Source organism: Pseudonocardia sp. (assembly GCF_035305885.1).
GTDB lineage: Bacteria > Actinomycetota > Actinomycetes > Mycobacteriales > Pseudonocardiaceae > Pseudonocardia.
Genome location: NZ_DATGOP010000032.1, coordinates 88894 through 113034, shown reverse-complemented (window position 1 = coordinate 113034; position 24141 = coordinate 88894). Strand labels below are relative to the sequence as shown.

General features: G+C 73.5%; 24 protein-coding genes. 5 read left to right on the top strand and 19 right to left on the bottom strand.

Features of this window, described 5'->3' with window-relative positions; all coding sequences use genetic code 11:
* The 9 genes from VKZ81_RS06085 to VKZ81_RS06045 all read right to left on the bottom strand — a co-directional run.
* Positions 1-501, bottom strand: a 501-nt coding sequence (locus tag VKZ81_RS06085; protein ID WP_324240428.1) for a DUF1326 domain-containing protein, incomplete at its 3' end; no start/stop codon positions are given.
* A gap of 173 nt (positions 502-674) precedes the next feature.
* Positions 675-1775 carry an acetoin dehydrogenase dihydrolipoyllysine-residue acetyltransferase subunit gene (locus VKZ81_RS06080; protein ID WP_324240427.1) on the bottom strand — a complete coding sequence of 367 codons (1101 nt, stop codon included), beginning with the start codon at positions 1773-1775 and terminating at the stop codon, positions 675-677.
* A gap of 1 nt (position 1776) precedes the next feature.
* On the bottom strand, positions 1777-2790 hold the full coding sequence (locus VKZ81_RS06075) for an alpha-ketoacid dehydrogenase subunit beta (RefSeq protein ID WP_324240426.1): 1014 nt from the start codon (positions 2788-2790) through the stop codon (positions 1777-1779).
* A gap of 9 nt (positions 2791-2799) precedes the next feature.
* Positions 2800-3795 (bottom strand): thiamine pyrophosphate-dependent dehydrogenase E1 component subunit alpha, encoded by a 996-nt coding sequence (locus VKZ81_RS06070; protein ID WP_324240425.1) that lies wholly within the window; start codon positions 3793-3795, stop codon positions 2800-2802.
* A complete protein-coding gene (locus tag VKZ81_RS06065) occupies positions 3792-4559 on the bottom strand; it encodes an acetoin reductase (protein WP_324240424.1) in 768 nt (255 codons plus the stop codon). Before VKZ81_RS06065 ends, VKZ81_RS06070 begins: the two co-directional genes overlap by 4 nt.
* Positions 4556-5623: a 2,3-butanediol dehydrogenase gene (locus VKZ81_RS06060; protein ID WP_324240423.1), complete on the bottom strand. Its 1068-nt coding sequence runs from the start codon at positions 5621-5623 to the stop codon at positions 4556-4558. Before VKZ81_RS06060 ends, VKZ81_RS06065 begins: the two co-directional genes overlap by 4 nt.
* On the bottom strand, positions 5620-6714 hold the full coding sequence (locus VKZ81_RS06055) for an ATP-NAD kinase family protein (RefSeq protein ID WP_324240422.1): 1095 nt from the start codon (positions 6712-6714) through the stop codon (positions 5620-5622). The genes VKZ81_RS06060 and VKZ81_RS06055 overlap by 4 nt, the downstream gene beginning before the upstream one ends.
* 237 nt (positions 6715-6951) lie before the next feature.
* Complete coding sequence (locus tag VKZ81_RS06050; RefSeq protein ID WP_324240421.1) at positions 6952-8211, bottom strand: GAF domain-containing protein; 1260 nt, start codon at positions 8209-8211, stop codon at positions 6952-6954.
* Between the two features lie 21 nt (positions 8212-8232).
* A complete protein-coding gene (locus VKZ81_RS06045) occupies positions 8233-9153 on the bottom strand; it encodes an EamA family transporter (protein WP_324240420.1) in 921 nt (306 codons plus the stop codon).
* A 73-nt stretch (positions 9154-9226) separates the two neighbouring features.
* Here VKZ81_RS06045 and VKZ81_RS06040 point away from each other — a divergent pair, with 73 nt between their 5' ends.
* Positions 9227-10159, top strand: coding sequence for a LysR family transcriptional regulator (locus tag VKZ81_RS06040; RefSeq protein ID WP_324240419.1), 933 nt, complete (start codon positions 9227-9229; stop codon positions 10157-10159).
* Here VKZ81_RS06040 and VKZ81_RS06035 read toward each other — a convergent pair.
* Both VKZ81_RS06035 and VKZ81_RS06030 read right to left on the bottom strand, forming a co-directional pair.
* On the bottom strand, positions 10122-10523 hold the full coding sequence (locus tag VKZ81_RS06035; protein WP_324240418.1) for a VOC family protein: 402 nt from the start codon (positions 10521-10523) through the stop codon (positions 10122-10124). The genes VKZ81_RS06040 and VKZ81_RS06035 overlap by 38 nt on opposite strands.
* Positions 10486-11118 carry a TetR/AcrR family transcriptional regulator gene (locus tag VKZ81_RS06030; protein ID WP_324240417.1) on the bottom strand — a complete coding sequence of 211 codons (633 nt, stop codon included), beginning with the start codon at positions 11116-11118 and terminating at the stop codon, positions 10486-10488. The genes VKZ81_RS06035 and VKZ81_RS06030 overlap by 38 nt, the downstream gene beginning before the upstream one ends.
* 98 nt (positions 11119-11216) lie before the next feature.
* Here VKZ81_RS06030 and VKZ81_RS06025 point away from each other — a divergent pair, with 98 nt between their 5' ends.
* Entirely contained in the window at positions 11217-12131 is a 915-nt protein-coding gene (locus VKZ81_RS06025; protein ID WP_324240416.1) for an NmrA family NAD(P)-binding protein, read from the top strand.
* Positions 12132-12171: 40 nt separating this feature from the next.
* On the opposite strand, the gene VKZ81_RS06020 is transcribed toward VKZ81_RS06025, so the two are convergent.
* From VKZ81_RS06020 to uvrB, 3 genes are all read right to left on the bottom strand, one after another.
* On the bottom strand, positions 12172-12507 hold the full coding sequence (locus VKZ81_RS06020; protein ID WP_324240415.1) for an MmcQ/YjbR family DNA-binding protein: 336 nt from the start codon (positions 12505-12507) through the stop codon (positions 12172-12174).
* Positions 12504-13775 (bottom strand): glycosyltransferase 87 family protein, encoded by a 1272-nt coding sequence (locus tag VKZ81_RS06015; protein WP_324240414.1) that lies wholly within the window; start codon positions 13773-13775, stop codon positions 12504-12506. The genes VKZ81_RS06020 and VKZ81_RS06015 overlap by 4 nt, the downstream gene beginning before the upstream one ends.
* 80 nt (positions 13776-13855) lie before the next feature.
* A complete protein-coding gene (uvrB, locus tag VKZ81_RS06010) occupies positions 13856-16048 on the bottom strand; it encodes an excinuclease ABC subunit UvrB (RefSeq protein ID WP_324240413.1) in 2193 nt (730 codons plus the stop codon).
* A 50-nt stretch (positions 16049-16098) separates the two neighbouring features.
* Between uvrB and VKZ81_RS06005 the strand changes: the two genes are divergently transcribed.
* Positions 16099-16617 carry a ribonuclease FAU-1 family protein gene (locus VKZ81_RS06005; RefSeq protein ID WP_324240412.1) on the top strand — a complete coding sequence of 173 codons (519 nt, stop codon included), beginning with the start codon at positions 16099-16101 and terminating at the stop codon, positions 16615-16617.
* Between the two features lie 15 nt (positions 16618-16632).
* On the opposite strand, the gene VKZ81_RS06000 is transcribed toward VKZ81_RS06005, so the two are convergent.
* The 5 genes from VKZ81_RS06000 to rpsA form a co-directional block, all read right to left on the bottom strand.
* On the bottom strand, positions 16633-17340 hold the full coding sequence (locus VKZ81_RS06000) for a hypothetical protein (protein ID WP_324240411.1): 708 nt from the start codon (positions 17338-17340) through the stop codon (positions 16633-16635).
* On the bottom strand, positions 17337-18026 hold the full coding sequence (locus tag VKZ81_RS05995; RefSeq protein WP_324240410.1) for an RNA polymerase sigma factor: 690 nt from the start codon (positions 18024-18026) through the stop codon (positions 17337-17339). Before VKZ81_RS05995 ends, VKZ81_RS06000 begins: the two co-directional genes overlap by 4 nt.
* Positions 18027-18123: 97 nt before the next feature.
* Positions 18124-19317: a dephospho-CoA kinase gene (gene coaE, locus VKZ81_RS05990; RefSeq protein ID WP_324240409.1), complete on the bottom strand. Its 1194-nt coding sequence runs from the start codon at positions 19315-19317 to the stop codon at positions 18124-18126.
* A 23-nt stretch (positions 19318-19340) separates the two neighbouring features.
* Positions 19341-20036, bottom strand: a complete 696-nt coding sequence (locus VKZ81_RS05985; protein WP_324240408.1) for a hypothetical protein — start codon at positions 20034-20036, stop codon at positions 19341-19343.
* Between the two features lie 138 nt (positions 20037-20174).
* Entirely contained in the window at positions 20175-21641 is a 1467-nt protein-coding gene (rpsA, locus tag VKZ81_RS05980; RefSeq protein ID WP_324240407.1) for a 30S ribosomal protein S1, read from the bottom strand.
* Between the two features lie 233 nt (positions 21642-21874).
* Between rpsA and VKZ81_RS05975 the strand changes: the two genes are divergently transcribed.
* Positions 21875-22702, top strand: coding sequence for a class I SAM-dependent methyltransferase (locus tag VKZ81_RS05975; protein WP_414709331.1), 828 nt, complete (start codon positions 21875-21877; stop codon positions 22700-22702).
* Positions 22703-22833: 131 nt separating this feature from the next.
* The gene (locus tag VKZ81_RS05970) at positions 22834-24114 is read left to right on the top strand and encodes an ABC transporter substrate-binding protein (RefSeq protein WP_324240405.1); all 1281 of its coding nucleotides are present in this window, start codon (positions 22834-22836) and stop codon (positions 24112-24114) included.
* The last annotated feature ends 27 nt before the right edge of the window (positions 24115-24141 follow it).

Below are 24141 nucleotides of genomic sequence, written 5' to 3'. Positions count from 1 at the left end.
CGGGACCGTCGAGAAGATCGAGTCGTGCAGCGCCGTCGGATGCCCGGTGGCGCCGGTGAACGGCGCGAGGCGCGCCTCGATCACGTCCCCGAACCGGACGTAGCCCTTCCCCTCCACGACCTCGAACGTCACCGGCACCCGCTCGATCGCCCGCACCTCGCCGATCAGCGCGGCGAGGTCGGCCACCGCACCGCCCAGCCTGCCGGTGAAGACGTCCAGCAGCGCCTGCTGCTGCTCCTCGCTGCACCGGTCGTCCACGAGCACGGCGGCGGTCCAGCCGCCGGCGAGGACGTTGCCCGGGATGTGCACCGAGAGGCAGACGCACCGGTCGGACACGTCCACGCCCTGCACCGTGCCGCGGTCGACGTACCAGCCGACGACCCCCTCGCACGTTCCGCCGTCCGGGTCCTCGCCGACCCAGCACGGGCACACGGCCTTGCAGGTGCACACCTCCAGCAACCGGCCCTCGATGTCGTAGGTCGTGCCCGCCGTCGTGGTCATGGCACACCCCTCCTCCCGCCGAGGGGTCCGCACTGTAGGCCCGTCCGCGGCGGGCGGGCAGTACGGAGAACTACGTACGCGGCTGTGCACGTCGACGGCCGCGGCGCGCAGCAGGGGCATCCTCACGCCGGAGGCCTGAGCCCCCGTGGGAGCTCAGGCCTCCGGGCCGGCCGTCAGAGGTGGGCCTTGATCGCTGCGAGGACCTCGCTCGCCGCCTCCATGTGCGGCATGTGCCCGGCCTCGACACGGGTGAGCTCCACGCCCTCGGGCACGGGGACGATGCGGTCCGACGTGCCCCACACGATCGTGCGCGGCACGTCCACGCCCTCCAGCAGGGCCCGGGTGTCGAGCGCCTGCCGGTCGCCGTCGAGCAGGGTGCCGAGCACCGCGGTGAGCGCCTTGTCCACGCCGTCGAGCCGCTTGTAGCGCAGCAGGTCGTCGACCAGCTGCCGGGTGACCAGCGACTCGTCCGCGAACAGCCGCCCGACCAGCGGCTTCAGCTCCCGGCGGGAGGACGCCGCCGCGAACCCGCGCAGGTACTCGGCGTCGACCTCGGGCGTGAACCCGGCCGGGGCGATCAGCGTCAGCGACGCGACCTTCCCGGGCGCGTCCCGCGCCACCTTGGCCACGACCGCCCCGCCGAGCGAGTGCCCGACCAGGTGGGCCCGCCCGATCCCGAGCGCGTCGAGGAACCCGGCGACGCTGTCGGCGAGGGTCGCCAGCGACCCGTCCCCGACGTCCTTGCCGGACGCGCCGTGCCCGGGCAGGTCGAGCGCGATCGCCCGGTGCCCCTCCTCGGCGAGCGGCTGCTGCACGAACAGCCAGGAGTTCTTGTCCCCGCCGTAGCCGTGCACGAGGACCACGGGGTCGGCCGCGTCCTCCGGGCCGAGGGACAGGTAGGAGATCGTCCGTCCGCCGACCTCGACGAGCTGCGGCTCCGGCTCGTCGGGAGCCTCGAGCGACCCGGACGCGACGGCGGCCTTGGCCTCCTCGACCACGGCGTCGATCTCCGCGTCCGGCACGTCGGTGGGGGCGACGACGGCGAGCACCGCCCCCACCGGCAGCTCCGCCCCTGGCTCGGCGACGATCCGCCGCAGCGGCCCCTCGGCGGGCGACTCCAGCGTTCCGGCGATCTTGTCGGTCTCGATGTCGACGATGTCGTCGCCCTTGGCGATCGTGTCACCCTCGGACACGAGCCAGTCGACGATCTTGCCCGTCTTCATCGACAGGCCCCACTTGGGCATCGTCACCCGCTGGATGCGGTCATCGGTCATGTCATGCCTTCCAGTCGACCGCGGTCTTCACCGCGCCCGCGATCTTCGTCGCGTCCGGGATGTAGAGGTCCTCGAGCGCGTCGGAGAACGGCACCGGCGTGTGCGGACCGGTCACCATCTGGATCGGCGCGCGCAGCGACCCGAAGGCGTCCTGCGCGACGGTCGCGGCGATGTCGGTGGCCAGCGAGCAGCGCGGGTTCGACTCGTCCACGATGACCAGCCGCCCGGTGTTCTCCACCGACTCGAGGATCGTGTCGGTGTCGAGCGGGCTCGTGGTGCGCGGGTCGATCACCTCGGCCTGCACCCCGGAGCCGGCGAGCTCGTCGGCCGCCTCCATCGCCGTGTGCACCATGCGCCCGATCGCGACGATCGTGACGTCGCCGCCCTCCCGCACGACGTTCGCCTCGCCGAACGGGATCGTGTAGCTCTCCTCCGGCACGTCCGCGGAGGTGTCGTAGAGCATCTTGTGCTCGGCGAAGATCACCGGGTCGTCGTCGCGGATCGCCTGGATCATGAGGCCTTTGGCGTCGTAGGCGTTCGACGGCGCCACGACCTTCAGGCCCGGTACGTGGGTGAACACCGACAGCAGCGACTGCGAGTGCTGCGCGGCGGCCCGCAGGCCCGCCCCCCACATGGTGCGCACGACGACCGGCGTGACCGCCTTGCCGCCGAACATGTACCGGAACTTCGCGGCCTGGTTGAAGATCTGGTCGAAGCAGACGCCCATGAAGTCGATGAACATCAGCTCGGCCACCGGGCGCAGCCCGCCGGTCGCGGCCCCGATGGCGGCGCCGATGAACGCCGACTCCGAGATCGGCGTGTCGAGCACCCGGCCCGGGAAGCGCCCGTACAGGCCCTTCGTGACGCCGAGGACGCCACCCCACGCGTCCTGCTCACCGGGAGCGCCCTCGCCGCCGGCGTTGTCCTCGCCCATGACGATGACGCGCTCGTCGCGCTCCATCTCCTGGGCCAGCGCCTCGTTGATCGCCTCGCGGTAGGTGATGCTGCGTGCCATGTCCGCTCCTCAGTACGAGACGTAGACGTCGGTGAGCAGGTCGTCCGGACCGGGCTTCGGCGCGGCCTTCGCGGCCGCGACCGCGTCGTCGATCGCCTTGGCGACCTCGGCGTCGATCCGGTCCAGCTGTTCGGCGGTCAGCTGCCCACCCTCGGTGACCCGGGCGCGGAACCGCTTGAGGCAGTCGAGCTTCTCCTGGGCCTCGGCGACCTCGGAGCCGCGGTAGAGCTGCTGGTCGCCCTCGAAGTGGCCGTAGTAGCGGGTGAACTTCACCTCGATCAGCGTCGGGCCGCCGCCCTCGCGGGCCCGCGCGATCGCCTCGCCCGCGGCCTCGTACACGGCGAAGAAGTCGAACCCGTCGACGATCACGCCGGGCATGCCGAACGCGGCGGCCCGGTCGGCGATGTCGTCGCTCGCCACCGACCACGTCGAGGACGTCGACTCGGCGTATCCGTTGTTCTCCGCGACGAAGATCGCGGGCAGGTTCCACACGGTCGCGAGGTTCAGCGACTCGAGCGTGGTGCCCTGGTTGGAGGCGCCGTCGCCGAAGAACGCGACGGCCACGCCGCCGTCGCCCTTGTGCTTGGAGGCGAGCGCGCGGCCGCAGATCAGCGGTGGTCCGCCGCCGACGATGCCGTTCGCGCCGAGCATGCCCTTCGACAGGTCGGCGATGTGCATCGAGCCGCCCTTGCCGCGACACGTACCGGTGGCCTTGCCGTAGATCTCGGCCATCATCGTGGTCACGTCCACGCCCTTGGCGATGCAGTGGCCGTGGCCGCGGTGGGTGGAGGCGATGGCGTCGCGCTCGTCGAGGTGCGCGCACACCCCGGCGGCGGACGCCTCCTCGCCCGCGTACAGGTGGACGAACCCGGGGATCTCCCCGGTGGCGAACTCCTCGTGCACCCGGTCCTCGAACGCCCGGATCGTCCGCATGACGCGGTAGGCGTCGAGGAGCTGGTCGGCGGTCAGGTCCTGGGAGGCAGGGCTTGCGAGTGTGCCAGTCATGACATCACGATCCCTCCGTCGATCATGACCGACTGTCCGGTCATGTAATCCGAATCCGGTCCGGCGAGGTACGAGACAAATCCGGCGACGTCCTCCGGCGTCTGCACCCGACCCAGCGCGATCAGCTGGGAGTACTTGGCGAGGGCCTCCCCCTTCCCGGTGCCGAGGTAGCCACCGAGGCCCTCGTCGATCTGGTTCCACATCTCCGTGCCGACGATCCCGGGGCAGTACGCGTTGACGGTGATGCGGTGCTGCGCGAGCTCCTTCGCCGCGGCCTGCGTCAACGCCCGGACGGCGAACTTGGTGGCGCTGTAGTGCCCGAGGTAGTCGAACCCGCTGTGCGCGGCGATCGACGCCGCGTTGATGAGCTTCCCGCCGGTTCCCTGCGCGATCATGCGCTCGGCCGCGGCCTGCATGCAGTAGACGACGCCGAAGACGTTCACCTCGAACATCCGCTGCAGATCCGCGGGCGTCAGCTCGAGCAACGTCTTGACCTGCGCGATCCCCGCGTTGGCGACCATGATGTCGACGCTGCCCAGCTCAGCCGCCACCCGGTCGACCATCGCGAACACCGCGTCCCGGTCGGTGACGTCCGCGGGCACCGCGAGGGAACGGCCACCCGCCTCCGCGATCTCGTGCGCGACCGCCTCCGCGGAGGCCTTGTCGACGTCGTTGACCGCGACCGCGTGCCCGTCGCGGGCGAGCCGCAGCGCGATGCCACGCCCGATCCCGCGCCCGGCGCCGGTGACCACTGCAACCGTCACGAGAGCTCCTTCGGCGAAACGAGGATCTTCACGTTCTCCTCCTTGTTGTCGATCAGCTCCCGGAAGCCCCGGTCGACCAGGTCGGCGAGCCCGATCCGGCCGGTGATGAACTGCTGCGCGTCGACCTTCCCGTCGCGGAGGAGGGCGATCGTGTCCGCATGGTCGCCGCAGTAGGCGAGCGAGCCGATGACGGTGACCTCCGACAGCACGAGGTCGTTCATCGCCACCTTCGGCACGTGGCCCCAGATCGCGACGTTGACGACGGTGCCACCGGGACGCACGGAGCCGATCGCCGCGGCCAGCACGGCGTCGACGCCCGCGCACTCGAACGCGACGTCGGTCCCGGCGCCCGCGGTGAGGTCGCGGATCGCCTCCGGCACGTCCGTGCCGGCCGGGTCGAGGACCTCGTCCGCGCCCGCGCCGGCCGCCTTCGCCTTGCGGGCGGCCGCCGGCTCGACGACGATCACGCGGCCCGCGCCTGCTGCCTTCAGCGCCGCGGTCGTCACCAGGCCGATCGGCCCGGCCCCGAACACCGCCGCCGTCCCGCCCGGCTGCAGGCCGGACAGCCGCACCGCGTGGTAGGCGACGGCGAGGGGCTCGACGAGGGCCCCGATGTCCGTGGGAAGGTCGCCCAACGGGTGTACCCAGCGCGCGTCCACGACGCACCGCTCGGCGAACCCGCCCTGCTGACCGGCGAGCCCGACGAAGCCGAGCTTGCGGCAGACGTTGTAACGGCCGGAGGTGCAGGCGACGCACTCGCCGCACACGTAGTACGGCTCCACGGCGACGCGATCGCCCTCCCGCACGCCCGTCACCCCGCTGCCGACGCGGGACACGACACCCGCGAACTCGTGGCCCATCACGACCGGCGGCTCCGACCCGGTGAGCGGGTGCGGCGAGCCCTCGGCCGGGATGAAGATCGGTCCCTCGAGGAACTCGTGCAGGTCGGTGCCGCAGATGCCGCACCAGTCGACGCTCACCTCGACCTGGCCGGGCCCGACCTGCGGGTCGGGGACGTCGTCGATGCGGATGTCACCCCTGCCGTGGAACCGCGCTGCCTTCATCGGACCTCCAGAGCCTCCGGTTCGAGCAGCCGCCGCCGCGCCGCGGCGGCGAGCACGGTGCGCACGTCGAGCACGCGCGGCCCGTCCGGCGCGAGCGTGACGGTGACGGGGCTGGAGGGGCCGAACTCGATCTCGCGCTCGCCGTCGACGGCGACCGTGCCGCGGGCGAGGTCCACGGCGTGCGGCCGGCCCGCGGCGAGCGGGCCCGCGTCGCGCACCCCGATGGGGGCGACGACGCCGGGCGCGATCGGGGCGAGCACGGTCTGCCGCGACTCGCCGTTGCCCGCGAGCCGGACGACGACGCCGTCCGGGGCGGTGCGCGGCGTGGGGTGCAGCAGGCCCGCGATGCTGGACAGGCCGATCGCGTGCGGCTCGGCGAACGCGCAGTACAGCTCGTGCAGGGTGGACGGCTGCCACAGCGCCTTCGAGCCGACGTGCTCGACGGTGGAGACGCAGACGTCGACGAGGGCGATCTCGTGGGCCGAGCCGGAGGTGACGTGGAGGGCCTTGGCGCGGTAGCTCGCCTCCTCGACGGGCACGCGGCCGGTGGCGACGAGCCCGGCCGCCGTGCCGGCGACCGTCGCCTCCCACATCTCGGGGAACGCGTTGTTCGTGCCGGTGGACAGCGGCAGCAGCGCGGCGTCGCCGCTCGTGGCCGCGGCCGCGCGCACGGTGCCGTCCCCGCCGAGCAGGACGATCACCGACGCCCCTTCGGCCACCATGCGGCGCACCAGCGCGCGGGTGTCCTCCGCGGTGCCGCTGATCGCGTCGAGCTCGACGAACTCCAGCTCGGGCCACCGGGCCGCGCCGGGCCGGCGCTTGTCGCGGGCCCGCACGACGCCCGCGGCGACGCCCATCCCGTCGGTGGACATCAGCACGCGCGCCACGCCGGTGGCGCCGGCCGCGGAGACCAGCCGCAGCACCATGTTGGTCTTCTCGGCGTTGGGGAACACCGACGCCTGGGCGACCAGCCGCCGGATGTCCCGCCCGGACATCGGGTTGGCGACGACCCCGATCACCGACCCCGGCACGATCGGCAGCTCGCCCGCCGGTGGGTGGACCACCTGCCCGTTCGACCCGCCCTGTTGCACCAGCGCCTCCGGACATCCCGCGAGGCCTCGGCGCCCCGCGTGACCCACTTCACTACTTGTACCTCGCGGGGGCAACGGTTGCACGGCGGTTGCAGCCCCCGTCCCCCACGCGGGTCGCGATCTGCGTTCGGGCGAGTCGCGCTCCGGGTGTCCGCGAGTCGCGCTCCGGGCACGGGCGAGTCGCGGTGTGGGGGCGCGCGAGTCGCGCTCTGGGTGCGGGTGAGTCGCGCCCGGCCGTCAGCGACGGGCCGCGGCGAGGCGGCGCACGCCCGGGGCCGTCGACCGGCGCAGCAGCTCGGACTCCTGCGGGTCCGGCGCGACCACCTCGACCTCCGGCGCGATCCGGTACGGCCGCGCGAGCAGCAGCCCGCCGAGCGACCGGCGCAACCGCGACATCTCCGCCCGCACGGTCACGAGGTGGTCCCGATCCCCGTAGAGGGCCGCCGACAGCGCGCCCGCGTCCATGCCCTTCTCCCCGGCTGCGGCGAGCAGCACGAGAACCTCGGCGTGCCGGGTGGACAGCGGGTGCACCCAGCGCGCCGAACCGTCGAGCACGGCGCGGGGCGGGCGCGCGTCGAGCTCGAGGGTGAGGCGCAGGCGCGCCTTGTCCTCCATGCGCAGCAGGTAGCCACCCGGTACGGGCTCGGGCAGGAAGACGCCGACGCCGTGCACGGAGATCGGCCGGTCCGGGCGCGGTGCAGCGACCCGGTCGAGGCTCGGCATGCCGGTGACGGCGGCGACCCAGCCGTGCTCGTCGACGACGAGCCCGGCCCCGTTGACCCGGGACAGGATCGGGGCGGCGATCCCGCGCAGCGCGTCGAGACGGCCCTCGTGCTGGCGCCACAGGCTCGCCTCCGCGAGCCTCACCGCGGTGCCGACGAGCGCCACGGTCGCCGGGTGCACCGTGTGCGCAGGCCCGCTGACGTCGACGACGCCGATCAGCTCGCCCGAGCGCGGGTCGTGCACGGGGCAGGCGGTGCAGGTCCACACGTGGTGCGACCGCACGAAGTGCTCCGCGGCGAACATCTGCACGGGCGAGGTCTCCGCGAGCGCCGTGCCGATCGCGTTGGTGCCGACGCTGCCCTCGGACCAGTCGGCGCCCTCGATGAAACCGAGCCGGTCGGCGCGGCAGCGCACCTGCACCGACCCCTCGCGCCAGAGCAGCCGACCCTCGGCGTCGGTGATCACCATGATGTGGGCGGCGTCGTCGGCGATCGAGGTGAGCGCGGCCCGCAACTCCGGGAGCACCCGCTGCAGCGGGCTCACGGCGCGGCGCCGCTCCACCTCGTCGACGGGCAAGGGGCTTCTCGGTTGGCCGCGGTCGGGGTCGACCCCCTGCGCCCGGACCCGCTCCCAGGACCGCGCGACGAGGCGCCGCGGCGGCGCGGGCGGCCGGTCACCGGACAGCAGCGCGTCGTGGACCCGCGCCAACATGCGGGCGTGCCGGCCGATGTCCATCCCCGGCCGGACCGCGCAGACCCCTTCGTCCACCGTCATCCGCATCACCCGCGGCCCACCCTAGGCAGGCGCGGCGCCCTTCGTCGATACGCCGCCGTCCGCCGGCTCCCCCACGGGGGTGGGCCGGGGCGTGCCCAGCAGCACGCCCCCGACGATGACGGCCGCCGCCACCAGCTCGACGGCGGTCGGGCGCTCGCCCAGGAGCGCGGCGGCGAGCGCGATGCCCACCACGGGGACGAGCAGCGAGTACGGCGCCACCACGCCCGCCGGGTAGCGGCGCATCAGCCCGACCCAGATGGCCGAACCGACCAGCGTGCCGCACACGACGATGTAGCCGAGCGCGGCGACGCCGGCGAGCCCCGCGGGCGTGGCGGCGCTGCGCAGCGCCGCCCACCCGGCCGACGGCCCCTCCCAGATCAGCGACATCGCCAGCAGCGGGAGCGGCGGCACCACGGTCATCCACAGCGTCAGGTGCATCGGGTTCTGCGCGGCGGCGAGCCGGCTGGCCAGGTTGCCGAACGCCCAGCCCAGCGCCCCGAGCACGGTGAGCAGCACCGGGAGCACGGCCGCGACCTGGGCCCGCGACACCGCGATCGCCGCGAGCCCGACCATCGCGATCGCGATGCCGACGCCCTGGCGCGGCGTGATGCGCTCGCGCAGCAGGAGCGCGCCGAGCAGCACCGTGAACGGGGCGGACGACTGCAGCACGAGCGACGCCAGCCCGGTCGGCATCCCGATGTCCATCGCGATGAACAGGAAGATGAACTGCACGGTGCCGAACCCGAGGCCGAAGGCCAGCAACCAGCGCACCGGCACCTCGGGCCACGGCACGAGCAGCACCGTCGGCACCGCGAGCACGAGGAAGCGGATCCCGGCCAGGAACAGCGGCGGGAAGTGCTCCAGCCCGACGTGGATCGCGATGAAGTTGCCACCCCAGAGCACGGCGACGACGCAGGCGAGCACGCGGTGGCGGAAGGTCACGTCCTCACACGATGACCGGCGCCGACCGCGAAGACCAGCGAAAACTTCTGAAACGACTGTTTAGGCTCGCTACATGGACGTCCAGCGGTTGCGCGTGCTGCGGGAGCTCGCCGACCGGGGCTCGGTCACGGCGGTGGCCGCGGCGCTCTCCTTCACCCCGTCGGCGATCTCCCAGCAGCTCAAGACGCTCGCCGACGAGGTCGGCCTGCCGCTCACCGAGCCCGCGGGCCGCGGCCTGCGGCTCACCGACGCCGGGCACGCCCTCGTCGTCGAGGCGGAGCGGGTGCTGGCGGCGCTCGCCCGTGCCGAGGCGGCCGTGGAGCGGCTGCGCACGCAGCCCCGCGGCGTGGTGCGGGTCGCGCTGTTCCCGTCCGGCGCACGGATGCTCCTGCCGGGGCTGCTGCGTCGGCTGGACGCCGAGCCCGGCATCGAGCTGCAGTGCCGCGACGTCGACATGACCCCGGCCGAGGTGCCCGCGCTCGCCGCGGACTTCGACATCGTCGTGAGCCACCGCGACGAGACCGCGCCCGCCCCGCCCACCACCCGCTGGCAGGTCGTCCCGCTGCTGCGCGAACCGCTCGACGTCGCGCTCCCACCCGGGCACCGGCTGGCCCGGCGCAGGCGGCTGCGGCTCGAGGAGCTCGCCGACGAGGACTGGATCAGCGTGGGCGTCGGCTGGCCCGTCGACGACGTCCTGCGTTCGCTCGCCGTGGCCACCGGCGCCACGCCGCGGGTCGTGCAGCGGATCAACGACTTCGCCGTCACCGAGGAGCTCGTGGCGGCGGGGCACGGGATCGCGCTGCTGCCCCGCTACTCCACCGACGACCGCGGGGGCCGCAGGCTCGTCTGCCGCCCGCTCGCCGGGGTGCGCGCCGGGCGGCTGGTCGAGGCGGTGCTGCGCACGAGCACCGCGCAGCGGCCCGCCGTCGGCGCCGTGCTCGACGCCCTGCGGGCGGAGGCGGACGCGCTCACTGCAGGCAGAACTCGTTCCCCTCGGGGTCGGTGAGCACGACCCACCAGCCGCTCTCCTCCTGGTTCTCCCGGACCACGGTGGCCCCGGCGGCGACCAGCCGGGCCACGTGCGCCCGCACGGCCGCCCGCCGGTCGATCGCGCCGTGCCCGGCGTTGACGTCGAGGTGGACGCGGTTCTTGCCCGTCTTCGGCTCGACCACCCGCTGGAACAGCAGCCGCGGCCCGACACCCGCCGGGTCGACGATCGCGGTGTACTGCTCCTCCCCCGACCCGTCCTCGCCGTTCACGAGGTAACCGGGCAGGGGCGGCTGCAACACGTACCCGAGGGCCACCGCCCAGAACGCGGCGAGGCGGTGGGGGTCACGCGCGTCGACGGTGATCTGGAGGGGGATCGCCATGGCTGCATCCTGCCTCCCGATCGCCGACCCGGCAGGCGGAGCTGATCCCCTCCACCGTGATGTGGAACAGCCGCCGCGCCTCCGCGGCGGGGTCGGCGCGCCGCTCGGTGGCGAGCACGATGCCGACGATCAGGGTGATCAGGTCGGTGACCGTCACGTCGTCGGCGACGGCGCCGTCGCGCACGGCGCGCTCCAGCAGCGGTCCCGCGGCCTCCTCCAGCGCCTCCGCGCAGCCGTTGCCCTCGACGGGGTCGGCCCCCGCGGTGTCGTAGGCGAGCGCCGCCGCCAGCCCGCGCGCGGTGACGGAGTAGGCGAGGACCTCGCCCAGCCACTCCAGGAGCGCCGCCCGGCTGTCCGCGCGGCCGGCGAGCTCGCGGGCGCGGGAGCGCAGCGCCTCGATCCGTTCCCGGGACACGGCCTCGAGCAGCGCGTACCGCGTGGGGAAGTGCCGGCGCACGGTCGCCGAGCCGACGCCCGCCGTGCGCGCGATCTGCTCCAGGGACGCGGCCGCCCCGTGGGCGGCGACCTCGGCCTCGGCGACGGCGAGGATCCGGGCGTAGTTGCGCCGCGCGTCCGCGCGCCGGTGCTCGACCACGGCCGTCACCTCCACCTTTGCCAAAACGGCGGGCCCCGCCATATCGTAGCGGGACCGAAACGGCGGGCCCCGCCGTTTCCGGACCGAAGGGGAACCACGTGCCCACGAGATCCGCCCCCGTCCTGGTCACCGGCGCCACCGGCAAGCAGGGCGGCGCCACCGCCCGCGCCCTGCTGGCGGCGGGCGTCGACGTCCGCGCCCTGGTGCGCGACCCGAGCACCGACCGGGCCGCGGCGCTCGCCGCCCTCGGCGCCGAGCTGGTCACCGGTGACCTCCGCGACCGCGAGAGCCTGGTCCGGTCCGCCGAGGGTGCCCGCGCCGTCTTCTCCGTGCAGATGGCGGAACACACCGGCGCCGGGTTCGACTTCGACGGCGAGGTGGTCCAGGGCGTCAACCTCGTCGAGGCCGCGCGGGCGGCCGGGGTGGCGCAGTTCGTGCACACCTCCGTGACCGGCGCGGGCCGGCACACCGACCACGCGGCGTGGGCCCCGGGCCGGTGGGCGGTGGAACCCGCCTTGACCGCCAAGAGCGCGATCCAGGACGCGGTCCGCTCGGCCGGCTTCCCGCGGTGGACGATCATCAAGCCGGGGTTCTTCATGGACAACTTCCGCCCGGCCGCCGCGTTCCTGTTCCCGCGCGGCGTCGAGGGCGGCCTGGTGAGCGTGCTGTGGCCGCGGACCCGGCTCGCGCTGGTCGCGGTCGAGGACGTCGGCCGGGCGGCCGCCGCGGCCGTGCTCGACCCGAAGCGGTTCGACCGGGTCGAGCTCGAGTTCGCCAGCGACCGGCTGTCGATGACCGAGATCGCCGAGGTCCTCTCCCGCGTGCTGGACCGCAAGATCGCCGCGCCCGACATGACGGAGCAGGAGGCCCTCGCCGCAGGCATGCCCGCGATGGGCGCCACCCACGAGTGGCTCAACGTGGCACCCCAGCCGGCCCGCCCGGAGTACGCGCGGGCCCTCGGCATCCCGCTCACGAGCTTCGAGGCGTGGGCCCGCGCACACCTGGCCGCCTGAGCGGCGCTCGCCGACCCGGCGTCAGGGACCCGGAGTTCATTCAGGGACGCAGCCGCTTGGGCAGCTTCGCGACGACCGCGTCGTAGGACTCGTCGACCAGCTCGCGCAGCTCCTCGTCGGGGATCGTGCCGTCGACCCGCACGCTGTTCCAGCCGTGCCGGCCGATGTAGGGCATCACCGTGACGTGCTCCGGGTAGCGGTGGCGCAACTCCGCGGCCTCCTCGGCGGTGGCGCCGCACTTCACGCCGAGCCCGCCTCCACCGAGGAAGGCGAAGATCTTCCCGCCGACCTTCGCCACGACGTCGCCGTCCCACGGCTCGTCCTCGACCGCACCGGGCTTCCCGAGGCAGTAGGCGACGAGCTCGTCGTGGGTCACGGCCGCGCCACCGGCCACGACCTGCGGGCGGCCCACAGCAGGGCGATGAGCAGCACCGTGAACCAGACGTAGGTGGCGTCCACGGCCTGCTGCAGCGGGGTCCACCTGAGCTCCTGCTCCCCGCCGCGGGGGTGGACGTACTGGTGCGGCGCGACGACGAACACCGCCGCCATCGCCACCGTGACCGCCGCCCACACCACGGAGCGCTTCGCCACCGCGGTGGCGGCCACGACGAGGAGGGCGGGCGCCACCCACACCCAGTGGTGCGACCAGGACGTCGGTGACACCAGCAGTCCGACGGCCGCGAGCGTGACGAGCGCGAGCGGCGCGGGCGCCCGCCGGATCGCCGGGACGGCGAGCGCGAACAGCCCGGCCGACAGCAAGAGCCAGGCGAGCGTGCGCGGCGCGCCGTCGACCCCGGCCCGCACCAGGACCGCCTCGAACGTCTGGTTCGTGAAGAACGGCGACCCGCTCACCCCGCCCGCCGGGTCGGACCAGAACGCCCAGGACTGCGCGGGCGCCACCACGAACCCGACCAGCGTGGCGGCGACCCCGGCCACGGCGGCGGTGACCGCGGAACGGTAGTCGCGGCGCAGGAGGAAGAACAGCACGAACACCGCGGGCGTCAGCTTGATCGCCGCGGCGATGCCGATGAGCGAGCCGCGCGGCCACCGCGGCCGGGCGACGAGGCAGTCGACGGCGACCAGCGCCATCAGCACGAGGTTGATCTGCCCGAACTCGATGGTCTGCAGCACTGGTTCGAGACCGAACGCGGGGCGCCCCTCGACGGGGTGGTCGAAGTCGATGGCCCGGCCCGGCTCCACCGCGAGCGCGAGCGGCAGCGCGATCGACGCCACCGACAGCGCCCCGCCCCGCCCGCCGGACGGCCACAGCCGCCGCGCGACGACGTAGAAGGTGACGCCGAGCGCCAGCGCGGAGAGCGCGAGCAGCCCCACCCACGCGACCGTCCACGGCACGACCGCGAGCGGCACCATCACGAGCGCCGCGAACGGGGGGTAGATGAACGGCAGCGCGATGTGGCCCGAGGTCTCCGGGAGGTCGCCGTAGAGGTCGCCGCCGGAGAGCCACGCCTGCACCCCGAACCGGTAGACCTCGAGGTCGATGTGCCTGCCGCCGGTGTGCACCACGAGCGACGCCAGCGCGAGCGCCAGCAGCGGCAGGGTGACCGGCAGGACGCGCGACGGCGTGCGGAGCAGGTCGAGCAGCCGCGCCGCGACCGGCGCGCGCCCGGTCGTTGCGCCGGCCACCGTCACCTCATCTCCTCCCCCATCGCGAGCTCCCGCCACGGTAACCCGACCGTGACCGCCGCCCGCCCGGGCCCCCGGCCTCAGCTGATGCCGGCGGCGTCCATGCCGCGCAGCTCCTTCTTCAGGTCGGCGATCTCGTCGCGGAGCCGGGCGGCGAGCTCGAACTGCAGGTCGCGGGCCGCGGCGAGCATCTGGTCGGACAGCTGCTGGATGAGGTCGGCCAGTTCGGCGCGCGGCATGCCCTTGGTGTCGCGGCGGGCGACGATGCCGGAGCTGACCGCGGCCGGGGCCCGACCGGGCTCGCCCGTGGCGCGCTTGCCGCGGGACTGGGCGCGCCCGGAACCGCCGATCGGGACCTGCTCGCCCTCCTCGGCCTCGCGGTAGACCTGGTCGAGGATGTCGGCGATCTTCTTGCGCAGCGGCTGCGGGTCGATGCCGTTGGCCTCGTTGTAGGCGATCTGCTTCGCGCGGCGGCGGTTGGTCTCGTCGATGGCGTACTGCATCGACTCGGTGACCGTGTCGGCGTACATGTGCACCTCGCCCGACACGTTGCGGGCCGCGCGGCCGATCGTCTGGATCAGCGAGGTGCCGGAGCGCAGGAAGCCCTCCTTGTCGGCGTCGAGGATGGCGACCAGCGACACCTCCGGCAGGTCGAGGCCCTCGCGCAGCAGGTTGATGCCGACGAGCACGTCGAACTCGCCGAGCCGCAGCTGCCGCAGCAGCTCCACCCGCCGCAGCGTGTCGACCTCCGAGTGCAGGTAGCGCACCCGGATGCCGAGCTCCAGCAGGTAGTCGGTGAGGTCCTCGGCCATCTTCTTGGTGAGCGTGGTGACGAGCACCCGCTCGTCGCGCTCGGCGCGCTCCCTGATCTCGTGCACCAGGTCGTCGATCTGGCCCTTGGTGGGCTTGACGACCACCTTCGGGTCGACGAGCCCGGTGGGCCGGATGACCTGCTCGACGAACTCCCCGCCGGTGCGCGACAGCTCGTAGGGCCCGGGGGTGGCCGACAGGTAGACGGTCTGGCCGATGCGGTCGGCGAACTCCTCCCAGGTGAGCGGCCGGTTGTCCACCGCCGACGGCAGCCGGAACCCGTATTCGACGAGGTTGCGCTTGCGCGACATGTCGCCCTCGTACATGCCGCCGATCTGGGGGACGGTCTGGTGGGACTCGTCGATGACCAGCAGGAAGTCGTCGGGGAAGTAGTCGAGCAGGGTGGCGGGCGCCGACCCGGCCGGGCGGCCGTCGATGTGGCGCGAGTAGTTCTCGATGCCCGAGCAGAACCCGACCTGCCGGATCATCTCGATGTCGTACTGGGTGCGCATCCGCAGCCGCTGCGCCTCGAGCATCTTGCCCTGGCGCTCGAACTCCGCGACCCGCTCCTCGAGCTCGGCCTCGATGTCGCGCACCGCCCGCTCCATGCGATCGGGCCCGGCGACGTAGTGGGTGGCCGGGAAGATGCGCACCTCGTCGACCTGCCGGATGACGTCGCCGGTGAGCGGGTGCAGGTAGTACAGCGCCTCGATCTCGTCGCCGAAGAACTCGATGCGGACCGCGAGCTCCTCGTAGGCGGGGATGACCTCCACCGTGTCGCCGCGCACCCGGAACGTGCCCCGGCTGAACGCGAGGTCGTTGCGCGTGTACTGGACGTCGACGAGCGCCCGCAGCAGCTCGTCGCGGTCGACGGTGGCACCGACGTCGAGCTTGATGGACCGGTCGAGGTAGGACTGCGGCGTGCCCAGGCCGTAGATGCACGACACCGACGCGACCACGATGACGTCGCGCCGCGACAGCAGGCTCATCGTGGCCGAGTGCCGCAGCCGCTCGACGTCCTCGTTGATCGAGGAGTCCTTCTCGATGTAGGTGTCGGTCTGCGCGATGTAGGCCTCGGGCTGGTAGTAGTCGTAGTACGAGACGAAGTACTCGACCGCGTTGTTCGGGAACATCTCCCGCAGCTCGTTGGCCATCTGCGCGGCGAGCGTCTTGTTCGGCTCGATCACGAGCGTGGGCCGCTGCATCCGCTCGATCAGCCAGGCCGTGGTCGCCGACTTCCCGGTACCCGTGGCGCCGAGCAGCACCACGTCCTGCTCCCCCGCCTTGAGGCGGCGCTCCAGCTCGTCGATGGCCGCGGGCTGGTCGCCTGCCGGCTTGTAGGGGCTGACGACCTCGAAGCGGCCGTCCTTGCGGGGGATCTCCCCGACCGGGCGGAACTCCGAGTGCGCCACCGGCACGTCCGGCAGCGCCGCGCTACCGGGAACTTCTGTCGCGAAAGCCACGGGTCCAGGGTACGAGCCCGCCCCGACAGGAACTGGCAGCATCAGCTGCCGTGCACCCGCCGAAGACATCGACCTTCGACGTTCCGGCCCGCATCAACACCGACACCAAGGGCTTCCCGCGGCCGGTGGACGAGTACCGCGAGACCCCGTTCGGCCTCTACATGAGCCGCCCCATGGTCAACCGGCCCTCGACGCACTGGGTGCAGTCGTGGCTGCTGCCCGACCTCGGGCTGTGCGTCACCGACTGGTGGTGGAACCCGGGCCACGAGCGGGAGCAGGACTACTACCTCGACGTCTGCGAGATCCGCCGGGAGGACGGCGGCCGCTGGCTGCTCACCGACCACTACCTCGACATCGTGGTGCGCACCGGGCGCGAGGCCGAGGTGGTCGACGTCGACGAGTTCGTCGCGGCCGTCGCCGCCGGCCTGCTCGCGCCCGCCGCGGCCGAGTCGGCGATGCACACCGCCTACCGCGCCGTCGACGGCCTCGCGAGCCACGGGCACGACCTCGACGCCTGGCTCGCGACCTACGGGATCACGCTGACCTGGAAGCCCCGGCCCGCGGCCTGACCGCGGCGCCGCGGCTCAGCCCGACGACGGCGGGTCGTCCTCGTCGCCGCCGCCCGGTTCCGTCGGCTCCGGGTCGGACGGCTCGGTCGGCTCCGTCGGCTCGGTCGGCTTCGTGGGCTCGGTCGGCTTCGTGGGCTCGGTCGGCTTCGTCGTCGGCCTCGTGGTCGGCTTCGTCGTCTTCGTCGTGGTGCGGGTGGGCGGCTTCGGCTTGTCCTCGTCGCCCTCGTCGTTCGGCGGCCGCCGCGAGGTGGTGGTCCGCGGCGGGGGCGGCTGCTCGGTGGTGGGGACCACGACCGGCGGCGGGGGCGGCTGCTCGGGCGGCAGCGGCGGCAGCGCCGGCGGGACCGCCGGGCCCGGGTCCGGCCGCTCCGGCGCGTCGACGACCGGGTCGTCCGACGGGAGCTCGTCGTCGGTGGCGGAGGGGACCTCGTCCACGACGGGCAGCGACGCGCCCGCGCCGACCTCGGTGGTCGTCTCCGGCTCCGACGTGGAGATCGCCGCGGCCGGGTCGACGACCGGGCTCGGCGCGTTGACCTGCGCGACGGCGGTGGTGGCACCGAGCGCACCGACCGTCAGCACCGCGGCCGCCGCGGCGGTGCTCGCCCGGTTCAGCGTGCTCGCCCGGCGGATGACGGCGTCCACCGACGGAAGGGTGACCGCGGCGGCCAGCTCGTCGTCCAGCCGGCGCAGCTCATCGGTGATGCGCTCGTAGCCGTCGGTCACCGCGGACCTCCCTCGTAGTCGTGCGCGGCGGGGTTCTGGGCGTCCGGGTCGTCGAGCGCGTAGTCGTCGGAGCCGCCGTCGATCCCGTACCCGGGCGCGTAGCCGGTGGCCGCCGCGTCGCCCAGCACGTCGCCGAGGACGTCGGCCATGCCCTCGGTGACGACGTGGCGGGCTCGGGTGAGCCGGGCGTGGATCAGCGCCTCGGACGCCTGCTCGATCGCCGCGATCTCCTCGACCGACGACCCGGCCATGTGGAACAGGACCACCGCCCGCCGCTCGGCGGGCGACAGCCGGGCCAGCGAGTTGAGGATGGCCCGGGTGCGCTCGTCGACGCCGGCCCCGATCTGCCGCGGCTTGCCGATCCCGAACTTGGCGAGCACCGCCCGCCAGCTGCGGATGGTGGACCGGACCGCCACCCGGCGGATCCACGCGCTCGGGTCCGGCGTGCGGCCGATCGCCGCCCAGCTGCGCCAGGCCCGCGAGTAGGCGTCCTGCACGACGTCGTGGGCCTCACCCGGGTTGAGGGTGATGGCGTACAGCTGCGCGACCAGCCGCTGGTAGTTCGCCTCGAGGTGGGCGCCGAAGTCCGCGCGCAACTCGGCCGGGGTGTTCATCGCGGGCCGCTGCACCAGCTCCGTGCCGTCCGCCACGTCGGGGTCGGCACGCTCGGATACCGAAGCGGTCACGCGGCCCTCCCCGACAGCTCGTCGCTCACCCGAACGGAGATCGTTCTGCCTCCTCCATCGCCGGATACTCCGGTCTGTTACCGGCAGTGTCCTCCGTTCAGTCCAACGACGGGACCCATGTGGAAGTTGCGGCCCAACCTTCAGCTCGTTCGTGAGCGGCGTCGAACCAGGGTTCCTTCACCTCGACGTACCGGTCCGCGTCGGGGTCGCCCGCGTAGCGCGCCGCCGCCGCCCGCTTCACCTCGAGGTACTCCGCCCGGGCCGCCGGGTCGGCGCGCAGCCAGTCGCGGAACAGCAGCGCGTAGCGCCAGCCCGGCGAGCCGACCTCGCGGACGTGCAGGTTCACCGGTCGCAAGGGGTCGGCGCTGCCGTGGAACCGCTTCGGCCACGGCGCCGCGCCCGCCGGCTTCGGGTTGTCGTGGTCGATGCGCGGGTGCCGCGGGAACCCGGCCTCGGCCAGCGCGTCCTCCACCGCGTCGGCGTCGGCCAGCGAATCCACGCCCAGCTGCAGGTCGATGACGTCCTTCGCCGGGAGGCCCGGCACGGAGGTGGAGCCGATGTGGGCCACCCCGCGGCCGCGCTCCCCCGCCGCCGCGGCCACGCGCGCCCGCAGCCGCGCGGCCGTCTCGGGCCAGGTGGGGTCGGGGTCGACGAGCCGCGGTGGGCCCGCGGGGGCGATCCGCCGCTGCCGCAGGTTCGCCTCGAACGGGACGAGCCGCCGCTCCCACAGCTCGTCCACCGCGGCGTGGAGGTCGCGTTCGTCGCCGGAGTTGTCCAGCCAGACGTCGGCCGCGGCGCGGCGCTCCTCGTCGGTGGCCTGGGCGGCGATGCGGGCGCGGGCGTCCTCCTCGCGCAGGCCGCGCCGCACCAGCCGCCGCACCCGCTCCTCCGCGTCGGCGTGCACGACGACCACCAGCGGGAAGCGGGGCGCCATCCCGTTCTCGACGAGCAGCGGGATGTCCTGCACGACCACCGCGTCCTCGGGCGCCGCCGCGATGAGCGCGTCGGACCGCTCGCGGACCCGCGGGTGGACGATCGCGTTGAGCCGCTCCCGGGCGGCCGGGTCGCCGAACACGACGGCCGCGAGGGCGGGCCGGTCGAGCGCCCCGGAGGCGTCGAGCACCCCCTCGCCGAACGCGGCGACCACCTCGGCGAGCCCCGGGGAGCCGGGGGCGACGACCTCGCGGGCGAGGACGTCGGAGTCGACGAGCACCGCGCCGCGCTCCACCAGCCGCCGCGCGACCGTCGACTTGCCCGCCCCGATCCCGCCGGTGAGTCCCACGCGCAGCACGACCGGAGGCTATCCGGCGCCGATCAGCCGGTGGCGCCCGCCTTCGACACCGGCCGGTCCTGGGCGGGCGGCGGCGTGCGCTTCTGCGTGGGATCCACCGAGACGTGCGGCAGCACCCGCAGCGCGAGGTCCACCAGCGCGTCGGCGCGGCTCTTGTCGCCGGGCAGCGGCTGGTCCGGCAGCACGAGCGTGAGGTTGCTCGTGGAGTGGGCGACCATCAGCACGCCCTGGTTGGGCTTGTCGAAGAACACGCCGGGTGCGCTGCCGAGCGGCATGTCCCGCCGTTCCCCCGACTCCGCCCGCACGTTGACCTCCCACTGGGCGGAAGCCGCCGCGGCGTCGCGGTACGCCGTGGCGTTGATGTCCAGCAGCGGCCTGCCGCCGCGGTCGCCGGAGCGCGTGTAGCGGCACGAGACCCGCTCGGTGCGGCCGACCTTGGGCTGGGGGACGCCGATCGTGGTGCGCACGGCCACCGAGCCGAGCGGAAGCCCCATCACGGCCTCGAGGTCACCGGTGGGCAGGATGCGGCCGCAGTCGGCCGGGATCACCCGGCCGTCGTCGACCGCCGCGGTGGCCTCCGCGGACGACGCCGCCGGGGGGAAGGTCGGGAGGGCGGTGGGCTCGGCCTCGTACGAGGTGCCGCACGCTCCGGCGGTCATCGCGAGCGCGGCGGCGAGCAGCAGCGCCCGCGCGGTCCGCCCTCCTCCCGTCCCCCGCATGCATTCCACGTTAGTTCGGATCTCGCCGGTAATCACCCGACGCGCCCTCCTGCTCACCGAACCGTGACATGGTCGGCCCGGACACGGGACGGCCCCGGTGACCAGTGGTCACCGGGGCCGCCGCGCGGGGTCCTGTTGTCAGGCGCCGCCGGAGAGCTTCTCCCGCAGCGCGGCCAGCTGCTCGTCGCTGGCGAGCGACCCGCCGGACTCGGCCGGGGCGCCCCCGCCCTGCGAGGAGTAGTTGGCGGCGCCGCTGTCGGCGGCCGCCGAGGCCTCCAGCTCCGCCATCTTGCGGATCTGCGCCATGTGCTGCTCGTAGCGAGCGTGCGCCTCGGCGTAGGCCCGCTCCCACGCCTCGCGCTGGGCCTCGTAGCCCTCCTTCCACTCGCCGGTCTCGACGTCGAAGCCCTCGGGGTAGATGTAGTTCCCCTGCTCGTCGTACTCCGCCGCCATGCCGTAGCGGGTGGGGTCGAACTCGGTGTCGGGCGTCATGCCCTCGTTGGCCTGCTTGAGCGACAGCGAGATCCGGCGCCGGTCGAGGTCGATGTCGATGACCTTGACCATGCAGTCGTCGCCGACCTGGACGACCTGCTCCGGGATCTCGACGTGGCGCTCGGCCAGCTCCGAGATGTGCATCAGGCCCTCGATGCCCTCCTCGACGCGGACGAACGCGCCGAACGGGACGAGCTTGGTGACCTTGCCCGGCACGATCTGCCCGATCGCGTGGGTGCGGGCGTAGGCCCGCCACGGGTCCTCCTGGGTGGCCTTGAGCGACAGCGAGACGCGCTCGCGGTCCATCTCCACCGAGAGGACCTCGACGGTGACCTCCTGGCCGACCTCGACGACCTCGCTCGGGTGGTCGATGTGCTTCCAGGACAGCTCGGACACGTGGACGAGGCCGTCCACGCCGCCGAGGTCGACGAACGCACCGAAGTTGACCACCGAGGAGACCACGCCCTTGCGGACCTGGCCGGGCTTGAGCTGGTTGAGGAACTCGCTGCGGACCTCGGACTGGGTCTGCTCCAGCCAGGCGCGCCGCGACAGGACCACGTTGTTGCGGTTCTTGTCCAGCTCGATGATCTTGGCCTCGAGCTTGCGGCCGACGTACGGCTGCAGGTCGCGGACCCGGCGCATCTCGACCAGGGAGGCGGGCAGGAAGCCGCGCAGGCCGATGTCCAGGATCAGGCCGCCCTTGACGACCTCGATCACGGTGCCCTCGACCGGCTCGTCGGCCTCCTTGAGGGCCTCGATGGTGCCCCAGGCGCGCTCGTACTGGGCGCGCTTCTTCGAGAGGATCAGCCGACCTTCCTTGTCCTCCTTCTGGAGGACGAGGGCCTCGACGCGCTCACCGACCGACACCACCTCGGCGGGGTCGACGTCGTGCTTGATCGAGAGCTCCCGCGAGGGGATGACGCCCTCGGTCTTGTAGCCGATGTCGAGCAGGACCTCGTCCCGGTCGACCTTCACGATGGTGCCCTCGACGATGTCGCCATCGTTGAAGTACTTGATCGTCTGGTCGATGGCGGCGAGGAAGTCCTCCTCCGACCCGATGTCGTTGACGGCGACCTGCGGCGTGGTCGGGGCGGCGGTGGTGTCGATGGACATGTAGTGAGGTGCTCCGGTGGTGGATGGACTGGTGGTGCGTTCTTGGTGGCGTTCGTCTCGTGGCGTGGCGCTGTCACCCTTACTTGTGGATCGTGGATTGCGTCGCGATGCGTGGTCGAGCCGAAGCGCGCGATCTACCCGCGACGTTGACCACACCGCGAGTAGGATGCTACGCGCCGCCCGATCAGCAGGGCAATGCAGGGTACCCCCTGTTGAACCGTGAACCTTCCCGGATGATTCCCGCGGTGAGCGCTGAAGAGGTCCTGGGCACGGTCGGAGTGGCCCGCCGACGCGTCGGGAGCGCGGAGTCCGAGCGCGCCAGCCGGCTGTGGTGGGACGCCGATGCCGACGACTACCTGGCAGAACACGGCCGCGACATCGGGGACGCCGACTTCGTCTGGTGCCCCGAGGGCCTGCGCGAGGCCGACGCGCGGCTGCTCGGCGACGTCGCCGGGCGGCGGGTGCTCGAGGTCGGCTGCGGCTCGGCGCCGTGCGCGCGGTGGCTCGCGGCGCAGGGCGCCCACCCGGTGGCGCTCGACCTGTCCCGCGGGATGCTGCGCCACGCCGCGGCGCTGGGCGCCGCCACCGGCCTGCGGGTCCCGCTCGTGCAGGCGGGCGCCGAGCGCCTGCCGTTCACCGACGCGTCCTTCGACGTCGCCTGCTCGGCGTTCGGGGCCGTGCCGTTCGTGGCCGAGCCCGAGCGCGTGATGCGCGAGGTCTGCCGGGTGCTGCGGCCGGGCGGGCGCTGGGTGTTCGCGGTCAACCACCCGATGCGCTGGGTGTTCTCCGACGACCCGGGCCCGGACGGCCTCACCGTGCAGCAGTCGTACTTCGACCGCACCCCCTACGTCGAGGTCGACGCCGAGGGCCGCGCCACCTACGTCGAGCACCACCGCACGCTGGGCGACCGGGTGCGCGACATCGTCGCCGCCGGGCTGGTGCTCGACGACCTGGTCGAGCCGGAGTGGCCCGAGGGCCGGGAGACCGTGTGGGGCCAGTGGTCCCCGCTGCGGGGCCGCTTGTTCCCGGGCACGGCGATCTTCGTCTGCCACAAGCCCTAGCCGCCGGCCGCCCCGCGCCGACGACCACCCGTTCGGCAACATCACGAATGGGCTGCAGATGGCGTCCGGCGCCCTGACTCCGCACTACGCTGCCCTGTCTCAGCATGCACGGAACCGGAGGTCCGCGTCGAATGACGAGCATCCGCAGGCGAACGGCCGTCGCCTTCTCGGCCGCCGCCCTCCTCCTCGCCGGCTGCGGCGGTGGGGGCGGCGAGGAGCAGCCCCCGTCGGACGGGGCCGAGCCCACCGCCGCGTCGGGCGGTGACGGCACGCTCCAGATCGGCTACGTGCTGCCGCAGACCGGGCAGCTGGCCTTCCTGGGCCCACCCCAGATCGAGGCCGCGCGCTACGCCATCTCCGAGATCAACGCGGCAGGCGGCGTGCTCGGCCAGCCGATCCCCGAGCCGGCCGCGGGCGACGAGTCCGACCAGGCCGCGGTCGCGCAGCAGTCCGCGGACCGGGTGCTGGCCGCCGGGGTCGACGCCCTGATCGGCGCCGCCGCCTCCGGCCGCTCCCTGGACATCATCGACCGCGTCACCGGCTCCCAGGTCGTCCAGTGCTCGGGGTCGAACACCGCGCCCACCTTCACCGACTACGAGGACGGCGGCTTCTACTTCCGCACCGCGCCCAGCGACGCCCTGCAGGGCCCGGTGCTGGCCGAGACGATCGTCGCCGACGGCCACAGCAACGTGGCCATCGTCGCGCGGGCCGACGACTACGGGGCCGGCCTGGCCGAGGCCACGGCGAACGCCCTGCAGGAGGCCGGCGCCACGGTCGCGCTGAACGAGGCCTACGACCCGAACGCGCAGAACTTCGACGCCCTCGTGCAGCAGATCCAGGGCTCCAACCCCGACGCCGTCGTCGTCATCTCCTTCGAGGAGGGGGCGCAGATCATCCAGGGCCTGCTCGAGGCCGGGCTCGGCCCGAACGCGATCGGCCTGTACGGGTCGGACGGCATCCGCAGCGAGGAGCTGCCCTCGCTGGTCTCCCCGAACAACCCCGCTGCGCTGGCGGGGATGAAGGGCACCGCCCCGGCATCGGAGGAGAACGCCCAGTTCATCGAGGGGCTGCGCGCCTTCGCCCCCGACCTCGTCGAGACCCAGTACGCGCCGCAGGTGTTCGACTGCGTGAACATCGTCGCGCTGGCCGCCGAGGCGGCGGGCAGCGACGCGGGGCCGGCGATCGCCGCCGAGGTCGTGAACGTCACCCGGGACGGCACCCAGTGCTCGTCGTTCGCCGAGTGCAAGCAGCTGCTCGACTCCGGCCAGGACATCGACTACCAGGGTGCGAGCGGTCCGCTCGACTTCGTCCCGGCCGGTGAGCCGGGCAGCGCCTCGATCGAGGTCTACGGCTACGACGAGTCGGGCACGCTCACCACGCTGGACATCGTCGCGTCGGAGCCGGTCAACTGAACCGCGCGCAGCGACCGACGTGAGAGG